General features: G+C 60.3%; 9 protein-coding genes. 2 read left to right on the forward strand and 7 right to left on the reverse strand.

The window, feature by feature from the left end:
* Positions 1-164: 164 nt before the first annotated feature.
* The 5 genes from BBOH_RS06100 to BBOH_RS06125 all read right to left on the reverse strand — a co-directional run bounded on the left by BBOH_RS06100 (position 165) and on the right by BBOH_RS06125 (position 5,192).
* On the reverse strand, positions 165-1,292 hold the full coding sequence (locus BBOH_RS06100; RefSeq protein ID WP_033522020.1) for an ABC transporter ATP-binding protein: 1,128 nt from the start codon (positions 1,290-1,292) through the stop codon (positions 165-167).
* A 347-nt stretch (positions 1,293-1,639) separates the two neighbouring features.
* Complete coding sequence (locus BBOH_RS06105; RefSeq protein WP_033522018.1) at positions 1,640-2,557, reverse strand: cysteine ABC transporter substrate-binding protein; 918 nt, start codon at positions 2,555-2,557, stop codon at positions 1,640-1,642.
* A gap of 464 nt (positions 2,558-3,021) precedes the next feature.
* Positions 3,022-3,885, reverse strand: a complete 864-nt coding sequence (locus BBOH_RS06115; protein ID WP_081930380.1) for an amino acid ABC transporter ATP-binding protein — start codon at positions 3,883-3,885, stop codon at positions 3,022-3,024.
* Positions 3,878-4,552, reverse strand: coding sequence for an amino acid ABC transporter permease (locus BBOH_RS06120; protein ID WP_033522014.1), 675 nt, complete (start codon positions 4,550-4,552; stop codon positions 3,878-3,880). Before BBOH_RS06120 ends, BBOH_RS06115 begins: the two co-directional genes overlap by 8 nt.
* Positions 4,539-5,192, reverse strand: coding sequence for an amino acid ABC transporter permease (locus tag BBOH_RS06125; protein ID WP_033522012.1), 654 nt, complete (start codon positions 5,190-5,192; stop codon positions 4,539-4,541). Before BBOH_RS06125 ends, BBOH_RS06120 begins: the two co-directional genes overlap by 14 nt.
* A gap of 549 nt (positions 5,193-5,741) precedes the next feature.
* Here BBOH_RS06125 and BBOH_RS06130 point away from each other — a divergent pair.
* Together BBOH_RS06130 and BBOH_RS06135 are read left to right on the forward strand one after the other, a co-directional pair.
* Positions 5,742-6,461, forward strand: a complete 720-nt coding sequence (locus BBOH_RS06130) for a LytR/AlgR family response regulator transcription factor (RefSeq protein ID WP_033522010.1) — start codon at positions 5,742-5,744, stop codon at positions 6,459-6,461.
* A 115-nt stretch (positions 6,462-6,576) separates the two neighbouring features.
* Complete coding sequence (locus BBOH_RS06135; protein ID WP_033522008.1) at positions 6,577-7,932, forward strand: ATP-binding protein; 1,356 nt, start codon at positions 6,577-6,579, stop codon at positions 7,930-7,932.
* Between the two features lie 147 nt (positions 7,933-8,079).
* Here the strand turns inward: BBOH_RS06135 and BBOH_RS06140 are convergent, their stop codons facing one another.
* Both BBOH_RS06140 and BBOH_RS06145 read right to left on the reverse strand, forming a co-directional pair.
* Entirely contained in the window at positions 8,080-8,598 is a 519-nt protein-coding gene (locus tag BBOH_RS06140; RefSeq protein WP_044098263.1) for a GtrA family protein, read from the reverse strand.
* Positions 8,599-8,740: 142 nt separating this feature from the next.
* Entirely contained in the window at positions 8,741-11,332 is a 2,592-nt protein-coding gene (locus BBOH_RS06145) for a glycoside hydrolase family 3 C-terminal domain-containing protein (protein ID WP_033522006.1), read from the reverse strand.
* Between the last annotated feature and the right edge of the window lie 111 nt (positions 11,333-11,443).

Below are 11,443 nucleotides of genomic sequence, written 5' to 3' on the forward strand. Positions count from 1 at the left end.
GAAGCCGTGCCGTGTCCGTCCAGAAGATTTCGGCCAGCGTCCCCGATCTCTGTGGAATCGGTCTCGTATGGAACGGCGAAGGGCCGGCCACCCAGCACCGAGGTTGGGGGCCGGCCCTTGGCATGATCCGTCTTACGGCGGACCGAATGGACTGGATCAATGCATCAGTTCAGGCGCATCTCAGTGGCCGGGGAGAACAGGTGCATCTTGGAAGGATCGATCTTGATCTTGACGGTGTCACCGATCTTGGGCAGCTGGCGCGGGTTCACACGAATCGTGGTCAGCTTGTTCTGGTCGGACATCGTGGCGGCGGCCTCGGCCACGGAGCCGTCGGTGATGATGTCACCGTAGATGTACCCGTCGGAGCCCAGATCCTCGACGTTCTGCACCTTCAGCGAGAAGGCGTTCGCGTCGTCGGGAGCCGCCAGGCTGGCGTCTTCGGGGCGGAAGCCGACGACGATGCAGCCCTTGTCTTCCTCGGTGAGCTTGTCGACGGCGACCGGGTCGAGATCGATGGTGTCGCTGCCGATCTTCGCCCTGCCGTTAACCACCGGGTGCGTATTGATGTTCATCGACGGCGAACCAATGAAGCCTGCCACGAAGACGTTGGCGGGCTTGTCGTAGAGCTCGGTCGGGGCGCCGACCTGTTGCAGTATGCCGAGCTTGATGACGGCGATGCGGTCGCCCATCGTCAGAGCCTCGGTCTGATCGTGGGTCACGTACAGGGTGGTGACGCCGAGCTGACGCTGCAAAGCCGCGATCTGCGTACGGGTCTGCACGCGGAGCTTCGCGTCCAAGTTGGACAACGGCTCATCCATCAGGAAGACCTTCGGCTTACGGACGATTGCGCGGCCCATGGCCACACGCTGACGCTGGCCACCGGACAGAGCCTTGGGCTTACGGTCGAGGAACTCGGTCAGATCGAGAATCTTCGCGGCCTCTTCGACGCGCTTGCGGATCTCCGCCTTCGGGGTGCCCGCGATCTTGAGGGCGAAGCCCATGTTGTCGGCGACCGTCATGTGCGGGTAGAGGGCGTAGTTCTGGAAGACCATTGCAATATCACGGTCTTTCGGCTGCATCGTGGTGACGTCTTTATCGCCGATGAAAATCTTGCCTTTGTTGACTTCCTCAAGACCGGCGAGCATACGCAACGTGGTCGACTTGCCGCAGCCGGAGGGGCCGACGAGCACCAGAAACTCACCATCCTGGATATCCAGGTTCAGATCAGAGACCGACGGCTCCGTATTGCCCGGGTAAATGCGAGTGACATGGTCGAATACGACTTTTGCCATAATAATTATCCTTTCATCGGCAGGTACGTGCCGAACGATCCGAGTGAAGGGGGTTTCACCTGCATCCTTGCGCCAACTTCGGCACGCAGGTTTGCAGCGTTGCTATTCAATTGTGGTCATCGAAGGACTCTCTATCGACAACTAGTAATTCACTATACACGCCCACGAACCCGCCACGCCCGAATTTGTCGAGGACACCGACCCCCTGGCGGCCCGCCGAGATGCCCACTGGACCATGCGACTGAACCGGCGAGGCCCAAGACGGGCCCACTTCGACGAATAAGGGCCTGATCGGGACCCAACACCACAGTCCGATCAGACCCTAACCCGAAAACCTAGGAAGCCACTCAGATCTTTCCACCCTCCACAACGATGTCGTCGGGGTTGGAACTATCGCCGTAGACCGGCTTCAGGGTCTCGTCATAGTCCTTGTGGAAGAACCGCTCCTTGCCAAGCCTGTCGATCTCCCCATTGATATAGTCAAGCAGGGGCTTGTTGCCTTTCTGCACGGCCGCGGCGATCGGCTGTTCCTCGCCCAGCCTCGTGATGCCCACCGTGAAGCCCTTATTGGCCTTCGCCCACGCGAGGACCTCGGTGTTGTCGGTGCTGAAGGCGTCGCCGCGTCCGTCCAAAAGCGCGTTGTAAGCGTCAGCATACTGGTCGTACTTCTGCAACTTGATATCCGGATACTTCGCGAAATACGGTTCGGCCGTGGTGCCCTTGGCGACGATCAGGGTCTTGCCCTTGAGCTCGTCCATACTCTTGATCGGCCTGGACTCGGGCGAGACGACGCCGAGAGCCACCTTCATGTACGGCTTGGCGAAATCGACCTTCTGTCTGCGCTCGTCGGTCACGGTGAAATTCGCGAGGGTGATGTCCACCTTGTTGCTGGTCAACACGTCCACACGGGCCGCCGCGTCAACGGGCGTATACTCCGCCTTGACGCCGAGATCCTTCGCGAGACGCTCGGCGAAAACGATGTCATAGCCTTGGTTCCTGCCGTCCTTGTCGACATAGCCGAAGGGCGCCTTGTCCGAGAAGACGGCCACCTTGAGCTTGCCGGACTTCTTGATCTCATCCAGAGTACGGGCGGTGTGCCCTTTGCCCGATGAAGATGCGGAAGAGCCGTTCCTGCTGTCGTCGCTGGGCGTGGCACCGGACGGGCCGCACGCCGCCAACCCGGCCAACATCGCCAACGCGGCCGCCCCGGCCGTCGCGGCTTTTGCCACTGACTTCAATACATTCGTTGTCGCGTTTAACGTCATAATTATTGTTCCTTCTGATTATTGCTACGTGTTCGTTATCGATCAATATGCAAAACGGTTGTTAAAAAGGCATGGACGGGAGCCGACACCGCCATACCGCAGTTGCGCCAACCGCCTAGCCGGTTCACGCGCCTTGAATCGCACAAATTCCATTGCATCGCACGCCGTTCGATGGATGAACGGCCGTCGTGATCACCGATCAATGAAGAGGGGAGGTCATGTGTTGACATCGCCTGACCTGTGCTACGCGGCGCATTCGGCCCGAAACCCATACGTTTAACCTGATACGGTTCATCATCTCAACCTCCCTTTCCGTTTCAAGGACTCTTTACTGTGTTTTGATTCTCATTCCGTAGGCGCTTCTGCACCACCACACACCACCAAGACCGAGAATGGAGGAATGGGCTCGATGCCAATGCCGGTTTTTCGACGGCCACCCCGTCGAAACGTCCACCAAACTAAAATCACGATTGTCGTTGACCCCTATCATACGTAAATGTGGCCAAGAATTGCTGCGCACGTTCAGTATGCGGGTGGTCGAAGAATTCCTGCGGATGATCCGACTCCTCCACGATGCTCCCGTTCGCAAGCAAGACCACATGATCGGCCACGGCGCGGGCGAAAGCCATTTCATGCGTGACGATGAGCATGGTCTGTCCGCTATTGGCCAATTCGAGAATGACGTCCAGCACCTCGCGCACCATCTCCGGGTCGAGCGCGGCGGTCACCTCATCGAACAGCATGACCTGAGGGTGCTCGATCAGCGCGCGGCAAATCGCAACGCGCTGGCGCTGGCCGCCGGAGAGCTCGTGCGGCCAGGCGTCCTTACGGTCCGCCAGCCCCACCCGCTCAAGCAGCCGCAATGCCTCGGCCTGCACGGAGGCCTTATCGCGTTTCTGCACAAGCACGGGAGCGAGCATGATGTTGCCGAGCACGGTCTTGTTGGGAAACAGATCGTAGCTTTGGAACACCATGCCGACCTTGGTGGAATCAGACGCGCTGGCGGAGCGCAGCTTGCCGGCGCTTTGCGCCTGTCGCAACAGCTCACCGCCCATCGTAATCTCACCGCCCTGAATTGGCTCAAGGCCCGCAATGGTGCGCAACAGCGTCGATTTGCCCGATCCCGAGGGGCCGAGAATAACGAAAACCTGACCGGCCGGAACATCGAACGAAATATCGTTCAGCACCGGAGCAGAGGCGTTGTCGTACTGTTTTACCAAATGTCGCACGCTCAGCGCCGCGCCTTGTGCGGTCACGGCTGGATGCTCCGCCGCGCCAGCGACGCCAAGCGACGCCGAACCGGTCGTGGTCGCATTGATGTCAGTCATGTGCCCACCTCTTTTCAAGCCTTCTGGCCACTATCGAAAGCGGCCAGCACACGATAAAGTACATAAGGAAGATAACGGCGTAAATCCACAACGTGGCATCGGGATATTGGAAACGGTTCGCGTCGATGATCTGCTGACCGACCTTGATGACCTCGACCACTCCCAGCAGCGTGGCCAGCGAAGTGGTCTTGACGATGCGCGTGACGAGGTTGACGCTCGCCGGCAACAGGCGGCGCAACGCCTGCGGCAGAATCACACGGGTAAAGGTCTGCCATGAGTTCAAGCCGAGCACCTTTGCGGATTCATATTGCGTCCGAGGAATGGACTCCAACGCGCCGCGCACCAGGTCGCCCAGTTCCGCCGCACCCCAGAGCACGAAGACAAGCACGCACGCACCTGTCGCGTCGAGGTTCCAGTCGAAGGCCTGCGCAAAGCCGTAAAAGGCGATAAACAGGAGCGCCAGCTGCGGCATGATCCGAATGAAATCAAGATACACACGCATGATCACACGAACAGCCGGATTCTTAAGGGTCATCAGCCAACCGACAAGCAGACCGAGGGGCAGCGCGAGCAACACGGAGGCGCCGGCGATCCACACGGTGACCCAAAGGCCTTGCAACAGACGCGGGAAGACGCCCGGCTGCAACAGTATCTCAGCGCCGCGCATAGTCGAACCTCCTCTCAAGCACCGTACCGACGATCGAGATCGGCAGCAGAATCACCAGATATGTGATGACGAGCAACGTCAATGACTCGTAGGTGTCGTACGTCTGCCCCATCAGGTCCTTGGTCACATACATCACGTCCGCAAGCGCGATGGCCGAAACCACCGACGACTCCTTGACCAGGAAGATAACGTTGGCCACCACCGCCGGAATGGCCGTGGAGAGGGCCTGCGGCACGGTGACATGCAGGAACGTCTGCACGGGGCTGAAGCCCAGCACCCGCGCGGATTCGAGCTGAACGCGCGGCACCGCCTCGAAGCCGCCGCGCAACGCCTCGGTCATGTACGACCCGCCGAGAAACGCGAGCCCCACGATCGCGCAGGTCTCAGCCGACCAGGAGACGCCGAGCTTCGGCAACCCGAAATAAAGGAAGTAGAGCTGGACGAGAAGCGGCGTGTTACGCGAAAGTTCGACATAGGCGCGCACGATCTGCCGGGCCACGGGCACATTCGCCATCTGAACGGCCACGCAGATGAGTCCTAGGACCAGGCTGAGCACCAGACCGAAAAACGATATGAATACGGTCATGTAGGCGGCGTTGACAAAATACGGGGCATAGTGCATCATGAAACCGAAATCCATGCCCTCTCCTTTCCGTTCAACGCTCGTTCCAGCCAGACAGACCCAAGGTTCCCGATGTCGGCAACGGACGGATGCAACGCTTACCGCCCACCGAACCGAAGCGCCCGCCGAACGGCATGCGCCAACGATCCACGACTGTTTAAGACTTACGTGACGACCCTACCAAACCGACCAAAGGCCGCCAATAACATCCTCACGTGCCATGTTAGACGGAAAAAGCGGGGAAAACAGGCACTATGCCCTACGAATAACGAATAAGCCGTTATAAAAACCATAAAACACAGTGCTTATGGATCGACAAGCATTCCCTGAGCCGCAGATTATCAACATTTACGGCGGCTCAGGCGGACATGGAACGACACGCACGAAGCCGTGTGAGATACAGCCCACAGTCGCGGCTCGCCTATCAGGCCGGTGACTTATCATTGTAAAGGACATACACCACACGCCCCGCACGTCGCGAACGGACCTGGGCACGGACGAAAACGGGGGCATGCGGCTTGTCGAGTGATGCGCTCCGCACCACACGAACGGCTGAAAGGCGGGGACATGCATACCATACGGTTGGCGGTGGTCGAGGACGAACCAGCCGCATGCCGGCATATCCTCGACTACCTCGACCGCTACCAGCACGAGAACGACGTGAAGTTCACGGTCTCCACCTTCGACGACGGCGAGAAGATCGTAGAGAACTACCGGCCGATCTACGACATTCTTCTGCTCGACATCGAAATGAAGCACATGGACGGCATGGAGGCGGCCCGACGAATCCGCAAACTGGACGAGGGCGTGGTCATCGTCTTCATCACCAACGCGTCGCAATATGCGATCAACGGCTACGAGGTGCAGGCGCTCTCCTACCTGTTGAAACCGGTACCCTACTTCGATTTCAGCCATGAACTGACGCGTTCGGTGCAAATGGTGCAACAGCGCACCGACGAATCGATGCTCTTTGAGATCGGCACCCAACGCACACGCGTCGAACTCAAGTCCATCCTTTATATCGAATCAATACGTCATACAATCATTGTACACACGGTCAACGGCAAAATCTCGATCACCTCAACCCTGAAGGAGCTCGAGGAACAGCTCGGCGGGCACGATTTCTTCCGTTCGAACTCCTGCTATCTGGTCAACCTCTACCACGTGGCCGGCGTGGAGGGTCAGGACTGCGTGATGGACAACGGCGAGCGCCTCAAAATCAGCAGACCTCGTAAAAAAGGGTTCATGACGGCTTTGGCGAACTGCATCAACGGTGGGCGACAATGAAGGCGGCGGATCCGGTGTGCACGGGCGGAACGTCACGCAACGCGGACGAAATCGAGGAGAACCGCAGGCTTCGTCGCCGGGCGAGCCATGAACGCGGTTTGGGAAGCGGGGTGCGATGAACGGAGCCATTGCTGACGCGTTGCCTGATATTCCACGTCTTTATACCGCCATCTGCGAGTGGCTAGCCTGCGTGGTCTATCTTTTGGTGGTCTATCGGCGGGTGCCGCAATGGCGCACCGGGTTGGTCGCAGCCATAAGCCTGCCCTGCATAATAGCAATACAATGTTTTGATGGCGCGGCAAGCCTCGACTTCTGGGTGTTCGGCATGCTACTCGCCTTTGCGGCCATGTATTTGACCGTATTCCTCGCAAGCGGCACCACCGCCCGCGAGGGACTTTACATCACCGCACGCGCGTTCGTGCTGGCCGAGCTGGTCGCGTCACTGCACTGGCAGATCGTCACTACCCCAAGAGCGGGAACGGCTGACGGCCCATGGGTGGAGCCGGGCATGATCGGTGGGTTCGTCTCGTGGGCGCTGCCGGCGATCGTGCTTGTCGTCTCGTACGCCCTCTGTTTCGGGGGCGCCTGGGCCATCGAGCGTCATAATTTCAGTCGGGTCTCGTCGGCTTCGCCGGGGCGCGCCGCCACGATCGGTGCCGTGGCCATCACCATCGTCACGTTCGCAATGAGCAATCTGAGTTTCATTACCACCAATACTCCTTTCTCCGGCCAGTTCGGCCGTGAGGTCTTTTACATTCGGACGCTGGTGGACCTGTGCGGCTACGCGATTCTGTATGCCCAGCAGGAGCAGACGCGTGCCCTGCAGGCGAGCGCGGAGCTGAACTCCATCGAAGCTCGGTTGCAGAGCGAGCACCAGGAATATCTGCAATCCAAGGAGAATATCGAGTCGCTGGGCCGAATCGCCCACGACCTGAAGCATCAGATCACGGCCCTGCGGGCGGAGGTAGACCCCGAACGAGTGTCGGCGGGGTTCGATGGCCTTGAGGCGAGCGTCAGGCAGTACAGCGCCCAGCAGCATACCGGCAACCCCGTTCTTGACGTCATCATCACCAGTAAGTCGCAGGCCGCGGCCCGCAGGAGCATTACATTCACGGCCGTCGCCGACGGCGAACTGCTCGACCCGCTCAGTTCCATGGACATCGCCACGCTTTTCGGCAACGCGCTTGACAACGCCATTGAGGCGACGGCGCCGGTGACCGACCCGGAACGGCGTCTAATCAAGCTGGCGCTGTACGCACATGGCAATTTCACCGTGATTCGGGTCGAAAACTACTATGAATCCGCTCTTTCAAAAGACGGGGAGGGCAATCTGCGCTCGACGAAGGCTGATTCGCACACGCACGGTTTCGGCGTCAAGTCAATCCGGCACATTGCGGCCCAATATGGTGGCAACGTCACCATCAAGACGGAAGATCACTGGTTCACCCTGACTGTGCTGCTGCCGAGATAAGGGCGCAACCACGAACGGGAAAGTCCGGTGACCGTCCGCGCGGATCGGGTTTCGCTCACCACAGGCAAGCGAAACCAGCGCACCAACCCGCAGCAACTCATCCATCCCGATGGGGATGCCGCACGGCAGTCCGACCGGGTTCGAGCGCTACTCGCCGGCCTTCTTGGATTTGTCGGGCGTGATCCACCATTTGAGCAGGGGGTAGCTGATGATGACGGCCAGCAGGGTGTTGACCACGGAGGCGATGGTCGAGGAAATGGCGTCGTTCCAACCCAAGTTCTTGCACAAGGTCGTGACGTAGCCAGGCAGGAGCAGCCCGCACACCACAATGATGACGGCGAGGATCGCGTACTTCCAGGCGGTCGAACGGAAGCTCGCATCGGATTTGAAGACCCATTTCATCTGCACGACGAAATTCACGGCCTGCGCCAGAATCTCCGCGATGAGGAAGGTGAGGAAACCACCCAGCCCGTTGGTCGATGGCTTTTCATAGTTGAAAATCAGGAAGCTGAACGGTTGTGTCAGGTTCAGCGCATGCACGAACACGGCCGTAAGAATCCACACGCATACGAAGCGGGTGATCGTCGAGATGTTCGACAGCACGTTGAATTTGATGAACTCCCACAGGTTCGGGTACTTCGCAATCAGGCGACGGCAGGCGGCCATGAAACCGGTTGCGCCGGCGACGGCCGACGTGGCGTCGCTCGCGGGGACCGACGTGCCATCGGAAGCGGCATGGCGGTCACCCGCGACGTTCGCGCCGTCGTACTTGCCTTGGTCGTTGGCGCCGTATGTGTGGTTGTCGAGATCAGTCATGGCTCTTGAGCTCCTTTGCGATGCGTTTGTTGGCGGACTGGTTGCGGAAGAATCCCGCGATGAACGAACCGATGCCACGGAAGGCGTGTCCGTTGGCCACCTTGACGACCGCATCGACCATCGCCGAGTCGATCATGCCCTGCGTCATCTTGCACATCGCGCGCGGCGGCATGTTGAGCACGAAAAGGGCGTTGAGATCGGGCTGGCCGGTCTTCTCACGGGTTTTTGCCTCGCGACTGGTCAGGACCTTGGCGATGGTGCGCGCCAGGAACCCACGCGAGCCGATCCATGAGGAGATCGGGTCGTTGGGCCCGAACACGCCGCTGTCGGATTTGCTGCGGCCATTGGCGTTGGCGCCCAGCAGCACCGCGAATTCATCGTCGGTCACATGCTTCACGTCGCCGATCAGGTAATGGCCGAGGCGCGGGTCGGCGGCAACCGGGGCGAAGACGGGAACGGAGGCCGCAAGAGCGCCGGCGGTCTTGCCGTCGGTCGTCGCATCGGAAGCGGCGGCGATGGCCTTGGCGGTGTCCTCCGTGACGACGCAGTGCGCGGAAAGCGGCAGACGCTCAACACAATCACCGACCAGAACCTCACGTTCACCGGTCTCGACCTGCCACTGGTCGGCCTTGACGTCGTAGTTGCGGAACGTGTACCGATCGAAGCCCATATGCACGACCTTGCTTTCGTGGGCACCGAGACCGACCTTCATGAAGCCTTTGAGTTCAAGAGCCGGACGCATCGCACCCCCCGCGACGCCACGTACATACATCTGCGCGACGGTGGCACCGGGCACGTCCGAGTCGTTAGTGACGGCGAAGCTCACGCCCGAGTCATCGCAAGCCAAATCGGAGTAAGTGAACGAGCTGTAGCTCAAACCATAACCGAACGGGAAGCGCACCGGCACCTTGGCCGTCTCATAGTACCTGTAGCCCACGAAGGGGCCTTCCCGGTAGGCGGCGTCGCGCTGTGGGACCGGATAGTAGGCGGCGCTGGGCACGTCTTCGTACTTTATGGGCCACGTCTCGGTCAGATGGCCGGAAGGATTGACTGCTCCGGTGAGCACGCGGACCGCGGCCGACGCGCCGGCCTGACCGGAAAGCCCGACGTACAGCATCGCGGCAACATCGTCGAAGAACGGCAATTCGACGGGCGAACCGGCCACCAGCACCACGACCACCGGCTTGCCCGTGGACACGAGAGCCTTGACCAGGTCAAGCTGCGCCTTCGGCAACGACATCGTGGAACGGTCAAGACCTTCGGATTCGCTACGTTCGTCGAGACCGATGACGGCAAGCACCACATCGGTGGCGTTCGAACTGGCGAGAGCGACCGCGTCCTCGATCAGCGCGCGGTTCTCGCCGCCGTGACGTTCGTAGCCCTGCTGATACCCGGAAACCGTGATGTCGGCCGCGTTGTTCAGCTCCTGGAGGATGTTCTCTTCACGGGTCGCGTTGATCTTGGACGAACCGGAACCTTGGTAGCGCGGAGTCTTGGCCAGGTCGCCGACGACAGCGACCCGCATGCCAGGCCTTAACGGCAGGATCGGGGCGGCGACGTTCCCCTCCTTTTGGCCTTCGGTGGAGTCCGCGCCCGGCGTAGCTGCGTCGGTCGTGCGCACAGCGGTGTTCTTCAGCAGGACGATCGATCCTTCAGCCACACGCCGGGCGATGTCATGGTGCTTTGCGATGACATCGTCCGTGAGCAGATCGTCGCGCCCGACACCATTGAAATGCGTACGATCCGCGATTTTCGCAATCTCCGCGACCCGCTTGTCGAGATCGGCTTCGGTAAGTTCGCCGCGGCCAACGGCCGCGACCAATTCACGCACCGAGGTGAACCCCGGCGAAGGCATCTCCAACGTGCCGCCGGCCTTGACCGCAGCCACCGCCGAGTCCGAGCCGCCCCAGTCCGATACGACCATGCCGTCGAAGCCCCATTCGTCGCGCAGGATGTGGGCGAGCAGATGCTTGTTTTCGTGGGCGTACACGCCATTGATCTCGTTGTACGACGACATGATGGCCCATGGCCGCGCCTCACGCACCGCGATCTCGAACGCCGTCAGATACAGTTCGCGCAGCGTGCGCTCGTCGATGACGGAATTCGATGCCTGCCGACGCAGTTCCTGGCTGTTGACCGCGAAATGTTTGGGGCAGGCGGCCACACCATTCGACTGGATGCCGCGAATCAGGCCCGAGGCCATGCGCCCGGCGACCATCGGATCCTCCGAATAGTATTCGAAATTGCGCCCGCACAAGGGGTTGCGTTTGATGTTCATGCCCGGTCCGAGCAGCACGTTGACGTCGAGGTCGTGCGCCTCGCGCCCCAGCGCGCGGCCCATCTGTTCGGCAAGCGCCGGATCCCAGGAATCAGCGACCGTGCCGGCCGTAGGGAAACAGGTGGCGGGTTTGGAGGCCCCGAGTCCAAGGTGATCGCCGCTGCCGAGCTGCCTGCGGACCCCATGCGGCCCGTCGCTCATCACAAAGCTCGGAATCCCGGCGCGTTCGTTGCCGCGCGAGTCCCATTCGGAGGCGCCCGAAAGCAGCGCCGCCTTCTCCGTGACCGATAGCTCCGTCAAGTTCACGACATCTCCTTCTTTCAACATCCTGCCATTGAATCGTAATCTCGCCGATCCGGGCGAGAAACAGGTTGGCAGACGTGAGTGACACCATGCGGCGGTAACGCCTCGTAACCA

It is taken from the genome of Bifidobacterium bohemicum DSM 22767, assembly GCF_000741525.1.
Taxonomy (GTDB): Bacteria; Actinomycetota; Actinomycetes; order Actinomycetales; family Bifidobacteriaceae; genus Bifidobacterium; species Bifidobacterium bohemicum.

Excerpts from the sequence above, each read along its gene's own strand:
- BBOH_RS06100 (WP_033522020.1), bottom strand. The coding sequence starts at position 1,292 with ATGGCAAAAGTCGTATTCGACCATGTCACTCGCATTTACCCGGGCAAT.
- BBOH_RS06105 (WP_033522018.1), bottom strand. The coding sequence starts at position 2,557 with ATGACGTTAAACGCGACAACGAATGTATTGAAGTCAGTGGCAAAAGCC.
- BBOH_RS06115 (WP_081930380.1), bottom strand. The coding sequence starts at position 3,885 with ATGACTGACATCAATGCGACCACGACCGGTTCGGCGTCGCTTGGCGTC.
- BBOH_RS06120 (WP_033522014.1), bottom strand. The coding sequence starts at position 4,552 with ATGCGCGGCGCTGAGATACTGTTGCAGCCGGGCGTCTTCCCGCGTCTG.
- BBOH_RS06125 (WP_033522012.1), bottom strand. The coding sequence starts at position 5,192 with ATGGATTTCGGTTTCATGATGCACTATGCCCCGTATTTTGTCAACGCC.
- BBOH_RS06130 (WP_033522010.1), top strand. The coding sequence starts at position 5,742 with ATGCATACCATACGGTTGGCGGTGGTCGAGGACGAACCAGCCGCATGC.
- BBOH_RS06135 (WP_033522008.1), top strand. The coding sequence starts at position 6,577 with ATGAACGGAGCCATTGCTGACGCGTTGCCTGATATTCCACGTCTTTAT.
- BBOH_RS06140 (WP_044098263.1), bottom strand. The coding sequence starts at position 8,598 with ATGGCCGCCTGCCGTCGCCTGATTGCGAAGTACCCGAACCTGTGGGAG.